We start from the raw sequence: 20,905 nt of genomic DNA, 5'->3' as shown, positions 1-20,905 counted from the left end.
CAATTTAGATATATAGAGACAATTATGGGAATTAGAGAAATCTTTTGCCCATAATTTCTTTGCATAATCGTAAAGTCAGATTGTATGACAATTACTTAGACAAGGATTCTTATAATTCCTGATGAAGGAGTTTCGAGCAAACTGTACTATACTCTTGTTTATAACCCGTTTAAAGTTCCTACTTTGATTCATCAGCTACTTTGTATTTTGATAAATATTCAGATAGAACTTCATGGGTGTCATTTTCGGAATCTACGGTAAAGCAACTATCTTATAGTCTTGAATATTTGATACATCTTGGACTTCAGCCATATTACATGACATAGGCGGACAAACTGTGTTACAGTTCGTAAAAACAAATATATCCAACTAGGTTTCCCCTTTTAAATTTTCTAACGCTACACTTTCATTATTTTGATTAAAATAGATGAAATCATCTACTAGTTAAATTGATAATTACTACACTCTGACAATAAAACTATAACAACTCTATTAAACAAATAGTTTTTTATATCTTCAATATCTTTCCCTCCAATAACAACGTTTATTGGAATTTCCTCCTTCCTTCTTTAAAGAAGATTTCAATTTCAATTAAAATTCCCCGGACCAAGTATCATTTGTAATTTCAGACTTTATTCCCTCAAAAATACATTAAGTTAACAATTGTTTACATTTTTAATAAATTAAAGGGTATACATTTATTATTAATTTGTAAGTAATTCAAAACACCCTAAAGTTCCAAATACGTACAGTTTATTTGTACATTAAGAATTCAAGTTTTAGTTGAGGTGGTTGAAGTACTTATACAAATAACTTTAAATCAGAAAAGGAGTAGTTAGAAATGAAAAAATTTTTTGCAACACTATTGACTGTTACAGCTTTACTTTCTCCAACAGCTTTTAGCAATCAAGAAGCCCTAGCAGCTGCGCCGTATAAAGATAGTGTTACTTTGACAACGGGTTTACCAAGTATTTCGACAGTACGTGTAAAAAATAATGGTGTTTTGGCATACAATGTTGTAAATACAGGCTTTCAAAAAGTGAGCTTCCAAATTTTTGATAATGGTGAACCACTTTTTTCTGAACGTACATATCTAGATCCAGGCAAAAGAGATGCTACATCATTAGGTGGAGTGTCGCCAAATAGGGAATATTCACTACGTATCTATTGTGAAAGTAGTACAGGTAAAGGATGTACTGCTGGTGCATCACTTAATGGTAACCCTTAAAAATAAATAAATTCTTTTATCAAGTATAGAAAAATTCCACTTACTAGCAGATTTTATGAGCTCGTCTCTATGAAACAGCGAGATATACAGTTCATTTGTATATTGGAAATTTAAGTGTTAGTTGGTGGATAGTTGAAATACTTATAGAATCGGAAAAGGAGTAATTTGAAATGAAAAAATTATTAGCAACACTATTGACAGCTACAGCTTTACTTTCTCCAACAGCTTTTGACAATCAAAAAGCCCTAGCAGCCGCGCCGTATCAAGATAGCGTTACTTTGACAACGAGTTTACCAAGTATTTCGACAGTACGTGTAAAAAATAATGGTCTATTGAAATACAATGTTGTAAATACAGGCCGAGAAAAAGTAAGTTTCCGAATTTTTGAAAATGGTGAACCACTTGCAGGATATATTTATCTAGATCCAGGTGAAAGAAATTCTGCAACATTAGGTGGAGTGTCGTCAAGTAAGGAATATTCACTACGTGTATATTGTGAAAGTAGTTCAGGTAAAGGATGCACTGCTGGCGCTTCGCTTAATGGTAACTAACACTTACTAAAAGAAGTTAAAGGCAGAAATTTTTTAGAGCCATCTACTTAGTCACCATAATAGTCATCATTGATCAATATAAAGAGCAAATTCACGTTAATTGTGAATTTGCTCTTTTTCTATGCTTCAAAAAAATGTTTACGATGAACTGCATACTCAAACTCTCAAAACATATGTTGAGTTAACAGAATGTTCACAAAATCGAAAGGGGATGAATGAATGGATGCTCGAACTTTCAGACCTCGGAATGTGATTTGTATGACAATTGTTGTTTTTATATCGATGTTAATTGGTTACGGGATATATATAAATTTTATTGATGTTCCTTTTCCATGACGGCCTTATTTCTTTAACTGACTTAACAAGAATTTTCGGTTGTCTAGTATGCGCTGATCTTTTGGCTTAAATTTACGCGCTGCTTCATTATGCTGATATGCATTTTCATAAAGACGCAAGCAATTGTATAACAAGCTTAGCTGTAAATGTGGAAGCCATGTGGAATAAGCATGCTTGTGTGTAGCCATTGTCTGTTCTATAGGTTGCTGTAATGCTTGTGAATACCAGTAAATAGCCTCTTTATTTTTCGATTGCTTCATAAAAAAGTGACCGATTCGACAGCATGTTTCTGGTCTTGGTCGATCATATAATAATGATTGTAAAATAGCTTGTGTTGCTTGTTTTGAATCGTGTAGCTGTTGGTAGCAATCCGCTAAATTTAAGCAAGCTTGAATTTGATTATCAGCAGGTCCTTTTGCGGAATCTAAGAAAATATTATAGTGATTGATTGCTTCTAAAAATCGCTGATGAATTTTGAGCTCATTTGCGTAATGAAAAGTTTCTCTAGCTGAAAATGGGTGCCCTTCTTTCTTTAAACGCTCATAAATATTAATATTGCGATGAATATCACTTTTTCTTGGCAAATGTGTAATTGCTATATCACTATGATAGAGCTGGCCTGTTACGTCTAAATATTCATGGACGGCACCCTGCCACTGAAAATTACGTGCACGTTTTACGAGACGAAATCTTTTTTCACTGGATTCTACACAGCCATCTGCATCGAGCGTTACATAATAATCCATGGAAACAGCATCGACATTTGGATGATAAAGTGACTGTTTAAGTTGTAGGAACTTTTGCTGATGTTCTGTTGTGATCACGTCATCTGCATCGAGCCATAAAATAAAATCTTTCGTCGCTTGTTGAAAGGAAAAGTTTCGAGCTTTGGCAAAATCATCGCACCAGGTAAAGTCGAAAATTCGAGAGGTATAGTTTCGGACGATATTTTTTGTACGATCAGTTGAGCCCGTATCAATAATATTGATTTCATCCACTAAATGTTGAACGGAGTCTAGGCATCTTTCAATAGTACATTCTTCATTTTTAACAATCATACATAAACTAATCGTAAACATCGGTCCCCTCCTTTTTTTGTAATAATATATGCAAGCTTAAAAATTTAACGAGGCTATTTACCATTTTATCTCCTAATTTTTTTAATTTATCACCCAACTTTTCCGTTTTATCGACATACGCCTCAAAAAGCACAAAAAAACGAACGCTGCACACGTTCGTTTTTTGTCTTATAAATATTGTTCACGCCACCGTAGTTGTTCTTTTTCTGTAAGCTGTTGTTCTAGGTGCGAATCCCATTGATTTAACAGTGCATTCCATATACGAACGAACAAAATATTTTGTTCTTTATCGTGAAGGACAAATTCAAGGCATGGGATATCATTGATTTGTTTAGCGTCTGTTTCAACAATTTTTGAAATTATTTTTTGAGAGGCTCCGGCTCCAGCTTCAGCTTTTTCCCCATCCTCTTGCTGTAGCGCTTCTATTAACATTGCTTCTTCGAAATGCTCCTGCTTCTCAGCCTCTTCATCCACATAGCGATATAGTTCTGGTAGATCATCGTATTCTTCCATATTGTCCTCGTCGACAGCAAGAAATGCAAGATGGCATGGGCTATAGTAAAGATTAGCCATTTCTACATCTAGCTCCTCTTCGAAGATGCCACGTTCCAGTTGCTGCTGTCCTTTAGAGGTTAATCTATAGAAGTTTTCCGTTTGCTCAATAAGACTTACTCGAGACATTAACGATACTAAATCCTCAATAAATAACGGATCGACTAGTAATAGCTCACTTAATTCTTGTGCGTTTGCAAAATCCGCTTCCTGTATGCTCATTAACAGCATTGTCATCAAGACATCCATCGTAGAACGACGAACTGGCTCATAGGTCACTTCTACTGTTCGAATCGGGATGCTCCATTCATCGGTTTTGACGATTTTAATATTGCGATTTTGCTGAATTTCTCGCATTAAGCGCTGCTGTAATTTTGACAATCTACATCACCTGTCCTTCATGATTACGCAAGCCGTTATAGGATTTCACGGTCTTTAACAGATTGCTGTACATCTCTCGTGTATCTGGATGCTTCGCACGTTTGGCAAACATCTCAGCACTTCCGACAAGTAATAATAGTTCCCGTGCACGAGATAAGGCAACGTTTAAGCGGCGATAATCTCTTGCAAAACCAACGTCTCCCCCTTTAGGCGTATTACGTACCATACTAACTAGTATGACGTCCATCTCCATACCTTGGAACTTATCGACTGTCCCAGTTCTAAATTGAAGATGCGGTAGCTGTAATTCCTGTTGCAGAAGGCGATTGATTTTCTTTACTTGCTCCCCATAGAAGCTAATTACTCCAACACTTTTTTGTGCATCCTGAGGTATACGTCCAGCTGCTTTAGCTTCAATAACAGACTTATTCAAATCTATTAAAATACGACGAATTGTTTGTAATTCACCCTCATTGTAACGACTCGTTCCGCCCTTTACCTGCTCCTCTAAATAAGGTTTTTCAGTTGGAATATCGACCCATAACAAATGATCATCTCGGTTTACAAATTGTCCTTCTAGGCAATGGTCTCGTGCTGCATCCGAATCTGGTAAACCACATTGCAAACCATTTTCCTCTTTCGCGTAAAACGGTGTAATACTGTGCATAATTTTTTCATGCATTCGATACTGCAATGCCAGCATTTGCTTATGTGTTTGCGGTAAGTTATTAAATAAGCGTTCAAACAGTGATTCACGCAGTAAATTTTTCAACTCCTGTGCGCCGTCAAAGTTTGGATTTCCATCGAGCATTGCTTTTAATGTTTCCTCCAACGTATCGTCTCCAAGTAGTGGAGGTAGCTGATGATGGTCGCCTACTAAAATAACTTTCTTCCCCTTAAGCATTGGCAATAATAGCTCTGGTGGTGTTGCCTTGGATACTTCATCAATAATGACAACATCAAATGTCGGGTAGTTCTCCATAAACTCCTTACTTGCCGAAGCAACACATGTTGTACCGATAACATTCGCATGACGCACATATAATTTACGAATTTCATCTAAATCATATTCAGTAGCATTTTGTAGCTTGTCACGCCATTGCTCTTGTAATTTTTTTCGAAGAGGTAGTTGCTGTTCCTTGCGCTGTAATTCCACTATTGCTGTTTTCGAAGATGCAATTGCTTCCACCACTTCCTCGGAAGTGCGCTCTGGTGTTGATTGTAGAAGCTTTGTGCAAGCTGTGAGCTGCTTCTCCTTCTTCAGTCCAGCTATATTAATTTCTTTTATATTTTCTTCTAATTGTGTTAGCTGTTGTTCAATCTCTTGTAAGCTAGTCTGCGCTGTTTGAAGTGCCGCTTTCTTTGGTAGAAGCTGTGTATGAGCATGCTCTACTGCCTCAAGCTGTTGACGTGCTGTTTGAAGAGAAGATTTCGATTGTGACACAAGCATTTTTAAATGTTCTACAGACTCTTCTGGCTCGGCATCAATTTGGAATGCCTCAGCTAGCTGCTGAAGTCGTTCTGTATGTTGTAAAAATGGCTGCAATTGTCGCTGTAAGCTTTGAACGTCAAAGCTAGTAATCGCGCATTCTTGATGTACTAAGCCACCAATACCTTTACGCAAGGACTCAAACTCCCGATCTTTATGATCTTGTTGTTGTTTAAGAGCTACACCTTTTTGCCAGACAAAATCACGACGCATATATAAACCGAGCAAGAAACTCTCAATTTGCTCGGCAGGCGGTGTTTGATCATCTTGAAAGGCTGTATTAAGCTGCGCAAAAACACCTGTTAAATTTTGCAACGAAAACGATTGAACTTGCTGCACTCTACTTTTAGCAAGGGCACGTTCTTTTTCTTCACCAGATACTAACGATTCCAGCTTTGCGATCGCTTTTTGCAAACGTGAATTGATGGTTGCCCATGCCTCTAAATCTTTGGCATCCTCTAAATGCTGCAAGCGATTAATTTGCTGTGACAGCACATAGGATGGGCGAATGTGATAGTGCTGTAAAAATCGTTCAATTCGCTCATAGGACGTTAAATTACTAATATATTGTTCGGCTTCCTTCATTAATCGAAGACGATTATTTTCCTCTTCATATTTCGATTGGATATCTTTGAACTGCAGTGCTAAATGCTGCTTTTGCTCTTGCAGCTCCTTATATTGAGCAGCCGCTTCCAATTGCTCCATTTTTTGAGTAGTTTCTTCTATAGTAAGCTTTAGCTGCTCTATAGATGGGCTTTCAGCAAGGGTTTGCTCGAGCGACTTTACAGCAGGCTCGATTTGCGCCAGCTGTTTTTCGTAATGCTCTTTATGTGCCTCATTCTCCTGCTGTTCAGCTTTTGCTGCCTTTAATTCTTTCTTTAACGCTTGTATTTCCTGCTGTAAAATGGGCTCGTCAATTGTGGCCTGTTCTTTTGCAGCTATTTCCTTTGTTAACTCCTCAAGCCACGCCTCAAGCTTTTCTAGCTCTTCTTCAGCCTTGGTAATACTTGATTTTAGTTCTTGTTCACGTTCTGTAAAGGCTGTAATTTCCTCTTCGATCGCTGCAAGAGTTTGCTCACGCCAATGAAGCGCAACATTTTCCTCAATAAATTTCTTACCCTCTTCTTCAATACTTTCCGTTCTACCGTAACGTAAAATTCGAATTTCTTGATTGGAAAGAAGTCGTCCTAATGCATTATCCACGGCTAGATTTGATTGAGAAGCCACGAGTGTTTTTAAGCCAGCCTTAACATTTTGCTGACAAATTTCAGAAATAACAGTTGTCTTACCTGTACCAGGAGGTCCTTGAATGACATACAAATCTTCAACAGACAATGCTCCTAAAACAGCCCGTCTTTGATATTCGTTTAAATTATTGTGAAAAACAATATCATCTCGAAGCTTTGATGCTCGGACAGTTGGGCGTTTTTCAAATAGTATTGTCTCTAAATTAGGGTTAACTGCCTCGCCTTTTTCTAGCTTTGTAAAACCATTGCGCAATCGTCTAATTTGACTCAATGTCGCAAAATTACTAAAGCTTGCTTGCTTTGAACGAAGGTTAAGTTGATCTTTACGTGCTAAATCCTGCACAAAAGGCTTTAAGTCAATTTCTATTGTCTGCTTCCCTGCATGAGCCTTTAATACTTGTCCAATTTCACCGCGTACCCCTCGAATGCTCACACTTAACCCTTCAAGCTTCTTCCATTCCTTCGATTTTATATACGGGCAGACAATTGTCAGCCTAGTAAAATCTTCATTAAAATAGCTTTGCTTAAACTCTGTATGAATATCATCAATAGTCGCATCGCGTTCTTGAATTTTTAAATAGCCTTCCCAGCTCGAGATACGCTTTTTCACATATTCCGTGCGTTCCTCGGCTATCGGTAGCCCTCTTATTTTCGTATGAAGATCAAGCGGAATCCCTGCTCCATTATTAGGTCTTGTAACAAATTCTAATGCTGCTGGTAAGCGCCGGTTTGTATTGATTGGGCCCCGCATATGTACAAAACGAATATTTGTAGCTAGCAATCCTTCAACCTTTAGCACACAATCCATAATGGCTGTTTTCTCAGCAATGACGTCGGTTAGCTTTTCATTTTGCTCCGCATTAAAATAAATCGATAAAAATGTTTCACCAACTGTTTTTGCTTTGCGCTTTTCGATATAGACGGTGAATGTTTTTTGTAAGGCAAAAAAGGCATGCTCATTTGCTGAGCATTCCTCTACCGCTTCCTTCGCCTTATTAGTCAATATTAGACTACAGCGTTGTTTTTCTAGTATAGCGATGTCCTGCATGAGCAGCCCTCCCTTCCGTTTCACTAAAAATCTATTTTATCACATCGTAAAAGGATACTTGAAAAGAAAAATCCCCTGCACAGTGATTTCTTTCCACTGCACAAGGGATGAATTTTATTTTAATGTTGATCAATCGGTTCTTTCGGCAATGTTTTGCTCATTTCACAATACTGTACAAAAACACGAGCCAATTCACGTAAGCGACTATGAACATCTTCGTCGACAATCTTATTATCTGCATCAAAGTGAGATGTGTGTGTGTATACATAGTTCGGCGTTACAAGTGCACGGAAGTAATCTAAAATTGGTTTCAACTGATTTTCTACTACTAAATGGTGCTGATACGTACCACCATTTGCCACAATCGATACAGGCTTATAGCGCATTGTTTTCGGATGCAAGAAGTCAAATGCATTTTTTAAAACGCCTGGAATCGATGCTTGGAAAATCGGTGTAGCGATAATATACGCGTCCGCTTCTTCGAACTTTTGAATCATTTCCTTCATGTCATCATTTAACGGTGAACCGTCTACAATTTGATGCTTATATTGACTAAAATGCATAATTTCTAACTCGAAACTTGCATCTAATTCTTTAATATATTGCTCCACTTGTTCTAAAATAGCACCAGTTTTACGACCAAACATTGTGCCATCAACGAGTAAAATTTTCATTTTCACTTTGCCTCCACATTCATTTCTACAATAATATTGTAACAAATGAAAAGAGGCACGGAAAGAATTGTGGTGGTTGAAACCTTAAATTCAGTCTTTAGGCGGAATGGAGTCTACGCAGGAAATATGATTTTGAAAAAGACTTTGGCATGTTGATTGTTTGTTATTAAAATAATATTTTCACAAATGAATTTGTTACTACTTAGAAGACTCTGATTATTACTACGGGCCACTCGCTTCCCTGCGCATTAAGTTGATTGGAGTGGAGACTGGGCGACTCCTTGGGAATTAGCGATAGAGGAACGAAGGCTAAAACCATCACATCCTGTGATAACGCCTTCGTGACCAACATCCTGTTGGCCCGAGACCCTGCAGCGAAGCGAAGCGGCTCATCGGACGTCCCCTGGAAGCTTTGCTCTGTGCGAAAGCGTAGCGCCAGCAACAAAGCGCCCAATCGAAACGGAAATCAACTCCACGTTACGGTGATGAACCTTTATTTATCCTGACGACGTTGGAATTTTACTTCTTTATCAACAACGGTTTCCTCTATTTTATATTTATCTCGATTAATCACGACTTCACGATTTACTTTATCGCCTTCATCGTTAGAACTCGATAATTTGCGATTATCCCAATTAAATAAATTCTCCCTTGAAACATCCTCACCCTGCGTTTCAGGGAAATCTAGCTTAGCCAATTCCTGAGATGGATAAATTGTAACCGGCTGTTTATTGCCATACAGCGCAATAACGATCATCGCCTTCGCAACCTGGGAAGCTTCTATAGCTCTTGAACGCTTTAATGGCCCAACTAATAACGGCTTTACTAGCTTTAAAGCTTTCTCTCCCGCCTTTTCACCTAAGCGAAATTCCTCTCTATCGCCAACCAATAAAGATGGGCGAATAATTGAAAGTCTCTGTAAACCTAGCTCTATAAGGTCATGTTCAAGCTTTCCTTTTACTCGATTATAGTAAAATGATGAACTTTCATTTGCCCCCATTGCTGTAATGACTAGCATATGTGGGATTCCTCGATTTTTCGCTAATGAGGCAATCGTTAACGGATATTCAAAATCAACTTTCTCAAATTCCTCACGTGATCCTGCCTTTTTAATCGTTGTTCCTAAACAACAATAAAGCTCATGTGCAAATTCGATATCTTTTTCCTCTAAAGTATCAAAATTACGAATTTTCACTTCTAGCTTCGGATGCGTAAATGCTAGCGCTCTTCGTGCAATAACCGTAACTGAAACATATTCATCGTTTTCACATAATTGTTCTACAAGAGAGGTACCTGTTAATCCAGTAGCCCCTACAACAATCGCTGCGCGCATTCCCATTAGTTGTACCCCCTTCTATGTTCATATGTCCCAGAAGTCACTCTGCCGGAACAATAGTTTTGCTGAAAAACTGCAACAATCCTATGTATCTTCTTGCAAACTCTACTTTATTTATCGGTCAAAGAAAGAGCTCTTACTCTTTTAATTTTATGTTTTTATCAATTATGCCTCGGTAAAAATGATTTATAATCCTAATTTTTTACACATACTTGCCCATCATCCACCATAGTTTAAATAGACGGATGAAAGGATGGGATACATTTGCAAAACGAAATTCAAACAACGGAACTAAAAAAGACGATTGTTTTCATTATTGAAAGCTGTATCGATAAAGGGCTGTATCCTTTTGAACGGGTTGCCACGCTGGCCAAGCTACTTACAAATGAAAAAGTTTTCATATTTGTAAAGACCCCTTCAAATGATGGGATTCAAATTTTAATGAATGAAAATCTCTCGCCAATCTTATTTGAACATTTCGATGAGCTACCAAAGCAAATGAAAGGTATTCAGCCTGATTTAATTGTAAGAGATGGCCGTAACTCTGAAAGCTGGCAAGTACAAAATTTACGACCATTCTGCAAAATAATCATTCATTTTGATGATTTGGGTGAAGGTGGCCAAGCCTGTGACTGTGTATTGCTAGCACTCTATCAAGAAGTTAAAGATTATTTACCATCTCATTATATTGGTGGTAGTTTCAACTTCGCATTACCACAATCTTTTCAGAATTTTGATGATCAACCTGACAGTAAAATACCTGAAAACCCACCTCATATTGTTGTTGCTTTTGAGGACGGGGACGAGCATAACTTAACCTACCGTACTCTTCGACACTTAACGCAGCTACAAATTCCACTACAAATTACAGTGATGATTGATGATAGCTATCGACACGCAACAGATGATTTGCAAATGATGGTGCTTAGTCGTCGTAATACTGCCATTCTTCGTGATAAAAACGCACTCCTTAAACTATTACCAAAAGCAGATGTTATTATTTGTAACGCTAACTATACACCTTATAAAATCGCCTCTTATGGTGTACCTTGTATTACTCTTGCACAAACTGAGGCTGAGCTATTACATGCCTTCCCTCGCGAACAGAACGGCTTTATTCACCTTGGACTTGGTCGCAAAATGAAGCAATCACAAATCCAAAACGCTGTCATGGAATTTTTATTACATGAGGCCCGAAGCGAACGAGCTGTTAAAAAACAACGACAGCTCAATCTAGCAAGTAACAATGAAGCACTACAGTCCTTGCTTTTAGATTTCGCTTACGATCGACATAATATCGCTTCTACTTAGTGATTCTTTGCAGGTGGATATGATACAATATAGTAGAAATTTCACTTTCATTTTAAGAAGTGAATTCAAGCAACATAAGTACCCGATTGATAGTAACTAATAAGCGGTGGGGGATAAAAAAACCTCCATCGCTTTTACACGCTTTCGTTATACAAATAAACACATAAAGGAGCAATCATCATGCCATCAAAAAGTGATATTGAATATCAAATTAAAGAACTTAAAATGGATTATATGAATTTACAAGGCGACATCGAAAAGCTTGAATCTACAGGTCATAATGATCAAGTAGCAAAAGCAGAGCAACGCCTTGCAAATATGGAAGCAACGCTAGCGGAATTAAATAAACAATTAGCAGAACTATAAAAATGATATTAGCGGTTATAAAAAAAGCTTAGCCGCTATCTCGGAGGAACATATATGGCAATATTAACAGTTGAAAATTTAGGTCATTCATTCGGTGACCGCACGCTTTTTAAAGATGTCTCTTTTCGTCTAGTTGAAGGTGATCATATTGGTCTTGTAGGTGCAAACGGTGTTGGTAAGTCAACATTAATGGGCATCATTACGGGCCAAGCAATCCACGATACTGGTAAAGTTGAATGGCTTCCAGGAACGCATTATGGCTATTTAGATCAGCACACTGTATTGACAGCTGGCCGAACTATGCGTGATGCATTACGTGACGCTTTCCTTCCTTTATATAAAAAAGAAGAAGAGCTCAATGAAATTACAGGAAAAATGGCTGAAGCAACACCTGAAGAATTAGAAGTTTTATTAGAGCAAATGGCTGAGGTGCAAGATGCTCTGGATGCAGGTGATTTCTATTCGCTTGATATGAAAATTGATGAGGTTGCACGAGGTCTTGGTCTTGATGCAATCGGCTTAGACCGTGATGTCGCTGCTCTTTCCGGTGGTCAACGTACAAAGGTTTTACTAGCTAAGCTATTACTTGAAAAACCAAAAGTATTATTACTAGATGAGCCGACAAACTATCTTGATGAAGAGCATATTACATGGTTGAAAAACTATTTAAAGAACTATCCACACGCTTTCTTATTAATTTCGCATGATACAGAGTTTATGAATGAAACGGTGGATGTTATCTTCCAACTAGAATTTTCAAAACTAACTCGCTATACAGCGACATATGAAAAGTTTTTAGAGCTTGCTGAAATCAATAAACGCCAGCATATCGATGCCTATGAAAAACAACAGGAATTCATTAAAAAACAAGAAGATTTTATTGCGAAAAATAAAGCTCGCTACTCAACTACTGGTCGTGCAAAATCTCGCTCCAAGCAGCTTGACCGCTTAGAGCGTATCGACCGTCCTGAAACAGCTGTAAAGCCTGAATTCGGCTTTAAAGAGGCACGTTCTTCTGGTCGTTATGTAGTAGAGGCTGAAAACTTAGTCATTGGATACGACAAGGACAAGCCATTACTTCCTCCACTTACATTCGCTATTGAACGTGGAGAAAAAATTGCTCTAGTCGGTATGAATGGTGTCGGTAAATCAACATTATTAAAAACGATGTTAGGCAAAATAAATCCGCTTGATGGAAAAGTGATTCGTGGTGACTATCTTTACCCATCTTACTTCGAACAAGAAGTAAAAGCTGAAAAAATTACACCTATTGATGATGTGTGGAATGCCTTCCCTTCTATGGAGCAAGCACAAGTACGTGCAGCATTAGCACGCGCAGGACTAAAAACGGATCATATTACTCGCCCACTTAATTCTTTATCTGGTGGTGAGCAAGCAAAGGTACGTTTATGTAAGCTCATGATGGATGAAGCAAACTGGCTTTTATTTGACGAACCGACAAACCACTTGGATGTCGATGCAAAAGATGAACTAAAGCGTGCCATGAAAGAATTTAAAGGCACAATCGTATTAGTAAGCCATGAACCTGATTTCTATGAAGGTTTAGCGACAAAGGTTTGGGATGTCCAAGACTGGTTTACTTCAGGACAACAAAACTAAAAATATTATCAATATGGGCAGTTACCGGCGTGATTCATGGATCACTCGGGACTGCCCTCTTTTTTGTTTTGTGCCTCGATTGTGGGTAGTATCAATTTGACGGTAGCTTTGAGCTACATGAGTGGTTTTTTGGCCTACCTGATCAGTTTTCTGGCTTACCTGATCAGTTTCTTGGCCTACCCGAGCAGTTTCTTCGTCTACCCGAGCAGTCTCTTCGTCTACCCGATCAGTTTCTGGCCTACCCGAGCAGTTTCTTGGTCTACCTGATCAGTTTCTTGGCCTACCCGATCAGTTTCTTGGTCTACCTGATCAGTTTCTTGGCCTACCCGATCAGTTTCTTGGCCGACCCGATCAGTTTCTTCGTCTACCCGATCATTTTTTTGGCCTACCTGAGCAGTTCCCCTACTATCCAAGCTTTTGAAAACAGCCCTCTTCCCGGCCCCAAAATAAAAAATTTATTTATCTATGCATAAAAGCCAGCATAAAATCATATTAATAATCAGTGGATTAACAATATATCTATCTCCTTTAAAACAGACTATTTCTCTCTATATTAGAACAGCTCTCTTTATACTATGAACTTCTATTATTAATATTGAGTAAACTTACATCATTGTAAGCTGAATTTGCGAAACTTTTCGCTCTTTTACGCGTATATTTTAGTGTAGTAGAAAAAATTCATTTCTGTTTAAAATTTTTCAAATAACTATTGATTTATATATAGCTTACTAGTAAGATATATGTATAACCTAATTAACTTACTAATAAGATATATATTAAATATAATCCTAAAAAAGAAAGCGGGGAATGAAGAATGACAGTTACAATTTATTCACAAGCGAGCTGTTCTTCATCCAGAAAAGCATTAAAATGGTTAAAAGATCACAAAATCGAATATAAAGAAAAACGTATTACTTCACATCCACTAACACTTGCTGAATTTAAAGAAATTTTAAGCATGACAGAAGATGGAACAGACGAAATCATTGCAACTAACTCAAATGATTTTAAAAATTTAAATGTTGATATTGATCAGCTCTCTATTCAAGAGTTGTTTGCTATCATCCAAGCTCACCCAAGAATGTTACGAAGCCCAATCTTAATTGATGAAAAACGTATTCAAGTTGGGTACAATGAGATGGACATTCGCCGTTTTATTCCACGCAGAGTACGTGCTTATGAGTTAAACGCGATGACAAGATTGGCACAAGAAAGTTAAAACAGTTTTGGAGTTGACCTTATATGGATCAAGAAAAAGAAAGAGCCATTACCTCGTTGTTTGAAGTAGTATCTTCCATTGAGCGTAAGTGGGCAAACGAGTGGAATAATCATAATGTACTCGGCTTTTCAAAATCCCATATTTTAATTTTAGACTACTTATCGCAGGAGGGACCAAAGCGCCCTTCTGCCATTGCTGATCGGTTAAAAGTGACGACAGGTGGTGTCACTGTTTTAACAAGTAAGCTCATTAATGCTGGCTTTATTGAAAAAACACAGCATGCAACAGATCGCCGAGCATCCCAATTGAAAATTACAGTTGATGGCGAAAATATTTTAGAAGATTCCCGTCAGCAAGTTAGCGCAATTATACAAAATATGTTTGGTATGCTGTCAGCTGATGAGGTACAAACATTACGAGATATTTTTGCAAAATTACTCAACGTTGAACCTAATCGACATGAGTAAACGCTTCATTTTCACACCGTAAAAAGTTAGATATGAATCTAACTTTTTGCGGTGTTTTTCTTTTTGGGCGAGTTTACGGTAACTTCCCCACCCCAATCGCTTCTATCAGCGATTTCCGATGCTTTATCAGCGATTCTTGCTCTTTTATCAGCGATGTTCACCGGTGTTGACGGAAATAACTGCAGAGTGATGGATAGAACAGGCAAAGTGACTTGACTAAAGTCACTTTGTCTAGCGGTGGGATTTCGAGGTTTAGCAGAGTTCCTTGCTTGTTAGCGGCGTTCTTTGCTTGGTTTGCGGCGCAACTCTATTCTTTAGCGGCGCTCCTCCTTTGGTTTGCGGCGCAATTCACAGTTTTAGCGGCGAATCCCAATATTAGCTGGGAAATTTAGCAAAACTAAAGTCAGGGTTGAAAACTTTGTATAGAATTTTACACAATATTTAGGGTTTGACTCGGTTTACCGGCGATTCTTGCTCTTCTATCAGCGATGTTCGAGGTTTTATCAGCGTTTCTTGCTCTTCTATCAGCGATGTTCAGGGTTTTATCAGCGATTCTTACTCTTCTATCAGCGATGTTCGAGTTTTATCAGCGTTTCTGCCCTTTTACCAACGATGTTCGATGCTTTATCAGCGATCCTAGCTTTTTTATCAGCGATGTTCGGGGTTTTATCAGCGATTCTTGCTCTTCTATCAGCGATGTTCGAGGTTTTATCAGCGTTTCTTGCTCTTCTATCAGCGATGTTCGAGTTTTATCAGCGTTTCTGCCCTTTTACCAACGATGTTCGATGCTTTATCAGCGATCCTAGCTTTTTTACCAACGATGTTCGGGGTTTTATCAGCGATTCTTGCTCTTCTATCAGCGATGTTCGGGGTTTTATCAGCGATTCTTGCTCTTCTATCAGCGATGTTCGAGGTTTTATCAGCGATTCTTGCTCTTCTATCAGCGATGTTCGGGTTTTATCAGCGTTTCTGCCCTTTTACCAACGATGTTCGATGCTTTATCAGCGATCCTAGCTTTTCTATCAGCGATGTTCGGGGTTTTATCAGCGTTTCTTACTCTTCTATCAGCGATGTTCGAGGTTTTATCAGCGATTCTTGCTCTTCTACCAGCGATGTTCGGGGTTTTATCAGCGATTCTTGCTCTTCTACCAGCGATGTTGGGTTTTATCAGCGATTCTTGCTCTTCTACCAGCGATGTTCGGGGTTTTATCAGCGATTCTTACTCTTCTATCAGCGATGTTCGGGGTTTTATCAGCGTTTCTTGCTCTTCTATCAGCGATGTTCGGGGTTTTATCAGCGATTCTTGCTCTTCTATCAGCGATGTTCGAGGTTTTACCAGCGATTCTGAACCTTTTATCAGCGATGTTCGGGGTTTTACCAGCGACGTCCACGCTCTACCGATTTTTACCATAAATGACATTCATCCTCCTTGCTATAAAAATCCATACAAAAAAAAAGATGCATCGCAAAATAATTTTACGATGCATCTTTTCTTGGATTGGCCGAGCGAATACTTCCGACTAAGTAATTATGCTAGTGCGACCAATGCATTTAATTATGCTGGCAGCACAGACTCTACTATGGATGCATCGGCCATTAGCATTTCTTTTAAACGAGCTTTTGCACGGAATAAGCGCGATTTCACAGTACCAATTGAAACTTTCATAATTGAAGAGATTTCTGCAAGTGAAAATTGGTCTATGTAGAAATACCATAATGTTTTACGATAGATTGTATCTAATTGACCCATTTTATCCTGTACTAATTTAGTAACAATATCTTTTTCAATTTTTTCTTCTGTTGAAATGTCATTGTTGGGAACCAAATCTAATATCGGTACGTCTAATGTTTCAGGTTGGTTCATCATGTATTTACTACGTCGTGTCTTTTTACGATAGCGATCTCTAAATGTATTCATTGTAATTGTTGTTAGCCAAGCTTTAATATGCTCCACCTCGGCAACGCTATCTTCATAGCGTACAACTTTTACCCATACTTCTTGCATTAAATCTTCAGCTTCTACATTATTGCGAGTAAGTTTTAAACATAAGTGGTATATGTAACGATTGTATTCTTCATATACGCCTTCTAATTTTTCATTCATTGTGTATTCCTCCGCTTCTTGTTCTTGCTTCTATACACATTCTCGCAAAATAATGTATTACACTCTATCGTATTGGCTTTCAATTACATTACAATCGTGTAAGCTTAATTGCTTTCACTTGTAATATTCGTAAATAATGTTTTATTACTATATTTATTATTCGGAGAAAAGCTTTATAACACGCCCCTTCCCCTTCTTTTTTATTGTATATTCAATAGTATTCCCTTCAATTTCTTAACGCAAAATAATTCGGATTTTTCATACATTTTAAACACTTAATTCAACAGTCCCATTCGAAAAGCAGAAGCGACAACTTGAGTACGGTTTTTTGCTTTTAGCTTTGTCATTAAACTACTGACATAATCTCTTACTGTGTGCTCGCTTAAAAACAGGAAGCTACCTATTTTTTTATTGTCATACCCTTCTGCTAATAAACCCAAAATCATTGCTTCCCGTTCAGTTAAGTGAAGCTCTGAGGATTTCTCCGCTTTTTCACCTTTTCTTGATAAAAATAACCCTAAGCGTTGCCCAACTTGTTCAAGTAACTGTAAGTCATCTTTAGTGCAATCAAATTCTTCACCTAACTGATCAAATGTCAGCCACCCAAACAATTGATCTTCATGAATAATCGGTATAAAAATCACAGAGGACAAATCAAATAATTTTATATGCTCTTCTTTTACATAATTTTTAGGGTCTCTTAAATAAATCGGTTTCTTGTAACCAAAAACTAAATGTTGTGCAGTGAGCTGCCCCTTCATGCTCTGTACTTTTGAGAGCTCCGCCCCAATGACCCCTTGGAATTGATTTGACCATGGGACATATGCATAAAAGACACATCTTTTATATCGAAAATACTCTTCACATTTTTTTAATATATAGGCTAAATCTTGATATCCCGAGCAACGAATTAATAGCTTATTAAATTGATCTAGGAATAGAAGGTTTTTCAGTTCCAAACTTTCATGTGATTTGGAATTTGTCTTATACTCTTCCTCATACTTGTTATAACTTTGAACAAGATAAGTAAACATCGATAGTAAAAACATTAATATTACGTTCATTCGGCTATGTTTCTGTTGAATCATAAAGGTAATCAAGGACTTCTCAAAAATTAATTGAAACAGGTTAAAGCTTCTCATATCTATAATGGATAATTGTGATTGAAGCCACGTATCTAAATAATCACCATATGCTTCATTTATATCTTCAATATCGATATGAGTTAACAGAAGAATAAACGAATCCAACAGCATCGTAGTCCTTTTTCGTTCCGACTCAGAAATAGAAGGCTCTAGATTAAGATAGATATTTATATTTTCTTCTAGCTGTTTGCTATAGATTTTAATAAACAAGACGAATTCTTGGAATGTAACTTCTTCATTTGAATGGGTCATATAAATCCTGCTCCTTCACAATCAATTACCCTATAAATGGACGATATAAACTCAATATTATACAGCATCTTATAGGATAGTATTTCAGAATCAAACGAGTATGATGTAAATATACCAACAGCAAAATAAAAGGCGGGATAAAAAATGAAATTAAAAGATAAAGTAGCAATCGTAACAGGTGGCGCAAGTGGCATTGGCGAAGCGACTGTTCGCCTATTTGTTGAAGAAGGAGCAAAAGTAGTTATTGCTGATTTTTCTGATCGTGGACAAAGCATCTCAGAAGAATTAAATAGTCATGGATATGATACTCTTTTCGTTAAAACAGATGTAACAAAAGAAGAAGAAATCCAAAACATGATTAATGAAACGATCAATAAATACGGCAAGCTAGATATTATGTATGCAAACGCTGGCGTAGCTGATGATGCTCCAGCACATGAATTATCCTACGAAAAATGGAAAAGAACGATTGATATTAATTTATCGGGTGTATTTCTTTCTGATAAATATGCAATTGAACAATTTCTTAAACAAGGTACAGGCGGTGTTATCGTTAACGCTGGTTCCATTCATAGTTTTGTTTCCTTACCAGCTCCAACAGCCTACTCCTCTGCAAAAGGTGGCGTAAAACTGTTAACACAAAACTTATGTACTACTTATGCAAAAGAAGGCATTCGTGTTAATGCCGTATGTCCGGGATACATCGAAACTCCCCTACTCTCTGAAGTAGATGCTCAACAGAAAGAATATTTAGCTTCACTTCATCCACAAGGCAGACTAGGAAAACCAGAGGAAATAGCAAGAGCCGTGCTATTTTTAGCAAGCGATGATGCAAGCTTTGTCAATGGTACTACCCTACTTGTTGATGGCGGCTATACAGCTCAATAATCTATTACATGGTCTGAATTCGGTACATTTTACCGGGCTCAGATCATTTTTTTCTCTCAAATTCAAAAAAATGTTATATGATAAATGAAATACTATAAAAGGAGCTGGTTATATTATGATCTTTTCACCATTATTTGAACACGATGTACCTGAAGTTATTCTCCCTTAACGGAGAATCTTCATATCTCCGTTAAGGACAGGTATTGTCTAGAGATAACGGAGGGGAAAAAATGAAAAATACCTTATTAGGTTCCTTATATTTATCACTTGCTGCTAGCATTTGGGGCGGCATGTATGTAGTAGTAAAGGTAGTTGTCGATACCGTACCACCTTTAGAATTAGTATGGCTACGCTATATGATTGCAATAATTGCTTTGATCATCATTGGCATTATTACAAAACAATCGTGGCGAATTGATAAACGAGACTGGCTGTTAATCTTTATGATTGGGCTAATTGGAAATACGATTTCTATCGTTGCCCAAGAGATGGGTACTATGCTGTCTACTGCTCAAATGGGCGCCATCATTACAGCAACGACACCGGCATTTATGGTTGTTTTTGCGAGATTCATTTTAAAAGAAAAAATCACTTTAAAAAAAGCTGTTTCTATTATTCTAGCGACATTTGGGGTCTATATGATCGTAGGAAGTGCACATATCGATTCCTCACATCAATTAGGTGGGGTTGCTTTACTAATCGCTGCACTAACCTGGTCACTGATGTCCGTCCTTATTAAACGGGTACCGGAGCAGTATTCACAAATCGTTGTCACAAGCTACGGAACACTAGTCGCTATCATTGTTTTAACACCTTTAGCCATTCCACGACTAATAAAATTAGACTTACATGCTATGGCAGAACCATCCATTTGGGGTGGCTTACTCTACTTAGGTGTTATCTCTACAGCGTGTGGCTTCTTACTGTGGAATCGTGGATTACAGATGCTTAACGCCGCAAGTGGTGGTTTATTTTTCTTCTTTCAACCAATCGTCGGCACCTTCCTAGGATGGCTATTACTAGGCGAACAAATAGGCCTATCCTTTTGGGCTGGAACTGCATTAATCTTTAGCGGTGTACTATTAGTTATTCGAGAATAAACATACTAAAAGCTGAATGATCTCATTCAGCTTTTTATAATTTAGCGAGAACCTAGGTTAGTTAGAAATAAAAGATTCCGAATTCAGGTGCTCACAATATTCTCTTATTAGTTTCCATTCATCATTTTGTTCTTTCCTAAATCTCTGAACAAATAATTTCACTACATCTATAAATTTCCCATCCATTTCAAAAGTTACCCAAAACGTTGCAATCACTTCATTTTCAGATGCAGGTGTAATATGCAATTCTTTAAAGTGCCATTTTGGATCATGACCTTCATAAAGATTAAATGCTTCTATCCAACCATTACAAGCCTCTTCGTATCCCCAATCTGAAATATCAGTACCAGGCCCTACCCACCGTACTTCTATATCTGGCGAAATTAACGCATTCATTTCATCTGCGTTGCAACCATTCCACACTTTTTGAAAACGATTAAAAAAACTTTGAAAATCTTCGATTAAAGTTGTCGTAGAAGACATTTAAAAACCCCCTTATAAAATATAGTTCA

Annotated in this window: 18 protein-coding genes; 10 read left to right on the top strand and 8 right to left on the bottom strand. The window is 37.6% G+C overall.

Annotated elements, in window-relative coordinates; all coding sequences use genetic code 11:
* Positions 1 to 841 precede the first annotated feature (841 nt).
* Both ACMZ42_RS06870 and ACMZ42_RS06865 read left to right on the top strand, forming a co-directional pair.
* Positions 842 to 1,228 (top strand): hypothetical protein, encoded by a 387-nt coding sequence (locus ACMZ42_RS06870; RefSeq protein WP_415730972.1) that lies wholly within the window; start codon positions 842 to 844, stop codon positions 1,226 to 1,228.
* 170 nt (positions 1,229 to 1,398) lie between these two features.
* Positions 1,399 to 1,779 carry a hypothetical protein gene (locus tag ACMZ42_RS06865; RefSeq protein WP_415730971.1) on the top strand — a complete coding sequence of 127 codons (381 nt, stop codon included), beginning with the start codon at positions 1,399 to 1,401 and terminating at the stop codon, positions 1,777 to 1,779.
* A 341-nt stretch (positions 1,780 to 2,120) separates the two neighbouring features.
* On the opposite strand, the gene ACMZ42_RS06860 is transcribed toward ACMZ42_RS06865, so the two are convergent.
* From ACMZ42_RS06860 to ACMZ42_RS06840, 5 genes are all read right to left on the bottom strand, one after another.
* Positions 2,121 to 3,194, bottom strand: a complete 1,074-nt coding sequence (locus tag ACMZ42_RS06860; protein ID WP_415730970.1) for a glycosyltransferase — start codon at positions 3,192 to 3,194, stop codon at positions 2,121 to 2,123.
* A 168-nt stretch (positions 3,195 to 3,362) separates the two neighbouring features.
* Positions 3,363 to 4,127, bottom strand: coding sequence for a hypothetical protein (locus ACMZ42_RS06855; RefSeq protein ID WP_415730969.1), 765 nt, complete (start codon positions 4,125 to 4,127; stop codon positions 3,363 to 3,365).
* A 1-nt stretch (position 4,128) separates the two neighbouring features.
* A complete protein-coding gene (locus tag ACMZ42_RS06850; RefSeq protein ID WP_415730968.1) occupies positions 4,129 to 7,911 on the bottom strand; it encodes a DEAD/DEAH box helicase in 3,783 nt (1,260 codons plus the stop codon).
* Positions 7,912 to 8,030: 119 nt separating this feature from the next.
* Entirely contained in the window at positions 8,031 to 8,585 is a 555-nt protein-coding gene (locus tag ACMZ42_RS06845; protein WP_402870823.1) for an NADPH-dependent FMN reductase, read from the bottom strand.
* Between the two features lie 493 nt (positions 8,586 to 9,078).
* Positions 9,079 to 9,924 carry an oxidoreductase gene (locus ACMZ42_RS06840; protein WP_370082496.1) on the bottom strand — a complete coding sequence of 282 codons (846 nt, stop codon included), beginning with the start codon at positions 9,922 to 9,924 and terminating at the stop codon, positions 9,079 to 9,081.
* 261 nt (positions 9,925 to 10,185) lie between these two features.
* Between ACMZ42_RS06840 and ACMZ42_RS06835 the strand changes: the two genes are divergently transcribed.
* From ACMZ42_RS06835 to ACMZ42_RS06810, 6 genes are all read left to right on the top strand, one after another.
* Positions 10,186 to 11,232 carry a PseG/SpsG family protein gene (locus ACMZ42_RS06835; RefSeq protein WP_415730966.1) on the top strand — a complete coding sequence of 349 codons (1,047 nt, stop codon included), beginning with the start codon at positions 10,186 to 10,188 and terminating at the stop codon, positions 11,230 to 11,232.
* A 180-nt stretch (positions 11,233 to 11,412) separates the two neighbouring features.
* Positions 11,413 to 11,598 (top strand): SE1832 family protein, encoded by a 186-nt coding sequence (locus ACMZ42_RS06830; RefSeq protein WP_285397488.1) that lies wholly within the window; start codon positions 11,413 to 11,415, stop codon positions 11,596 to 11,598.
* Between the two features lie 54 nt (positions 11,599 to 11,652).
* Positions 11,653 to 13,218, top strand: coding sequence for an ABC-F family ATP-binding cassette domain-containing protein (locus tag ACMZ42_RS06825; protein ID WP_415730965.1), 1,566 nt, complete (start codon positions 11,653 to 11,655; stop codon positions 13,216 to 13,218).
* Between the two features lie 814 nt (positions 13,219 to 14,032).
* Positions 14,033 to 14,437, top strand: coding sequence for a transcriptional regulator Spx (spx, locus tag ACMZ42_RS06820; protein WP_053484570.1), 405 nt, complete (start codon positions 14,033 to 14,035; stop codon positions 14,435 to 14,437).
* A gap of 23 nt (positions 14,438 to 14,460) precedes the next feature.
* On the top strand, positions 14,461 to 14,904 hold the full coding sequence (locus ACMZ42_RS06815) for a MarR family winged helix-turn-helix transcriptional regulator (protein WP_402870830.1): 444 nt from the start codon (positions 14,461 to 14,463) through the stop codon (positions 14,902 to 14,904).
* 1,137 nt (positions 14,905 to 16,041) lie between these two features.
* Entirely contained in the window at positions 16,042 to 16,317 is a 276-nt protein-coding gene (locus ACMZ42_RS06810) for a hypothetical protein (protein ID WP_415730963.1), read from the top strand.
* Between the two features lie 142 nt (positions 16,318 to 16,459).
* On the opposite strand, the gene ACMZ42_RS06805 is transcribed toward ACMZ42_RS06810, so the two are convergent.
* Positions 16,460 to 17,008: an RNA polymerase sigma factor gene (locus tag ACMZ42_RS06805; RefSeq protein WP_132360114.1), complete on the bottom strand. Its 549-nt coding sequence runs from the start codon at positions 17,006 to 17,008 to the stop codon at positions 16,460 to 16,462.
* 275 nt (positions 17,009 to 17,283) lie between these two features.
* Positions 17,284 to 18,405: a LuxR C-terminal-related transcriptional regulator gene (locus ACMZ42_RS06800; protein ID WP_415730962.1), complete on the bottom strand. Its 1,122-nt coding sequence runs from the start codon at positions 18,403 to 18,405 to the stop codon at positions 17,284 to 17,286.
* A gap of 144 nt (positions 18,406 to 18,549) precedes the next feature.
* On the opposite strand from ACMZ42_RS06800, the gene ACMZ42_RS06795 reads away from it, so the two are divergent.
* Both ACMZ42_RS06795 and ACMZ42_RS06790 read left to right on the top strand, forming a co-directional pair.
* Positions 18,550 to 19,293 carry an SDR family NAD(P)-dependent oxidoreductase gene (locus tag ACMZ42_RS06795; protein WP_415730961.1) on the top strand — a complete coding sequence of 248 codons (744 nt, stop codon included), beginning with the start codon at positions 18,550 to 18,552 and terminating at the stop codon, positions 19,291 to 19,293.
* A gap of 230 nt (positions 19,294 to 19,523) precedes the next feature.
* The gene (locus ACMZ42_RS06790; RefSeq protein ID WP_415730960.1) at positions 19,524 to 20,393 is read left to right on the top strand and encodes a DMT family transporter; all 870 of its coding nucleotides are present in this window, start codon (positions 19,524 to 19,526) and stop codon (positions 20,391 to 20,393) included.
* 57 nt (positions 20,394 to 20,450) lie between these two features.
* Here the strand turns inward: ACMZ42_RS06790 and ACMZ42_RS06785 are convergent, their stop codons facing one another.
* The gene (locus ACMZ42_RS06785) at positions 20,451 to 20,876 is read right to left on the bottom strand and encodes a hypothetical protein (RefSeq protein WP_415730959.1); all 426 of its coding nucleotides are present in this window, start codon (positions 20,874 to 20,876) and stop codon (positions 20,451 to 20,453) included.
* Positions 20,877 to 20,905 lie beyond the last annotated feature (29 nt).

The sequence above is a fragment of the Lysinibacillus sp. NPDC056185 genome (genome assembly GCF_047737915.1).
Classification (GTDB): Bacteria; Bacillota; Bacilli; order Bacillales_A; family Planococcaceae; genus Lysinibacillus.
This window is presented reverse-complemented; position numbering and strand designations above follow the sequence as displayed.

Excerpts from the sequence above, each read along its gene's own strand:
- ACMZ42_RS06870 (WP_415730972.1), top strand. The coding sequence starts at position 842 with ATGAAAAAATTTTTTGCAACACTATTGACTGTTACAGCTTTACTTTCT.
- ACMZ42_RS06865 (WP_415730971.1), top strand. The coding sequence starts at position 1,399 with ATGAAAAAATTATTAGCAACACTATTGACAGCTACAGCTTTACTTTCT.
- ACMZ42_RS06800 (WP_415730962.1), bottom strand. The coding sequence starts at position 18,405 with ATGACCCATTCAAATGAAGAAGTTACATTCCAAGAATTCGTCTTGTTT.
- ACMZ42_RS06845 (WP_402870823.1), bottom strand. The coding sequence starts at position 8,585 with ATGAAAATTTTACTCGTTGATGGCACAATGTTTGGTCGTAAAACTGGT.
- ACMZ42_RS06805 (WP_132360114.1), bottom strand. The coding sequence starts at position 17,008 with ATGAATGAAAAATTAGAAGGCGTATATGAAGAATACAATCGTTACATA.
- ACMZ42_RS06850 (WP_415730968.1), bottom strand. The coding sequence starts at position 7,911 with ATGCAGGACATCGCTATACTAGAAAAACAACGCTGTAGTCTAATATTG.
- ACMZ42_RS06795 (WP_415730961.1), top strand. The coding sequence starts at position 18,550 with ATGAAATTAAAAGATAAAGTAGCAATCGTAACAGGTGGCGCAAGTGGC.
- ACMZ42_RS06785 (WP_415730959.1), bottom strand. The coding sequence starts at position 20,876 with ATGTCTTCTACGACAACTTTAATCGAAGATTTTCAAAGTTTTTTTAAT.
- ACMZ42_RS06790 (WP_415730960.1), top strand. The coding sequence starts at position 19,524 with ATGAAAAATACCTTATTAGGTTCCTTATATTTATCACTTGCTGCTAGC.
- spx (WP_053484570.1), top strand. The coding sequence starts at position 14,033 with ATGACAGTTACAATTTATTCACAAGCGAGCTGTTCTTCATCCAGAAAA.
- ACMZ42_RS06815 (WP_402870830.1), top strand. The coding sequence starts at position 14,461 with ATGGATCAAGAAAAAGAAAGAGCCATTACCTCGTTGTTTGAAGTAGTA.
- ACMZ42_RS06860 (WP_415730970.1), bottom strand. The coding sequence starts at position 3,194 with ATGTTTACGATTAGTTTATGTATGATTGTTAAAAATGAAGAATGTACT.
- ACMZ42_RS06830 (WP_285397488.1), top strand. The coding sequence starts at position 11,413 with ATGCCATCAAAAAGTGATATTGAATATCAAATTAAAGAACTTAAAATG.
- ACMZ42_RS06825 (WP_415730965.1), top strand. The coding sequence starts at position 11,653 with ATGGCAATATTAACAGTTGAAAATTTAGGTCATTCATTCGGTGACCGC.
- ACMZ42_RS06840 (WP_370082496.1), bottom strand. The coding sequence starts at position 9,924 with ATGGGAATGCGCGCAGCGATTGTTGTAGGGGCTACTGGATTAACAGGT.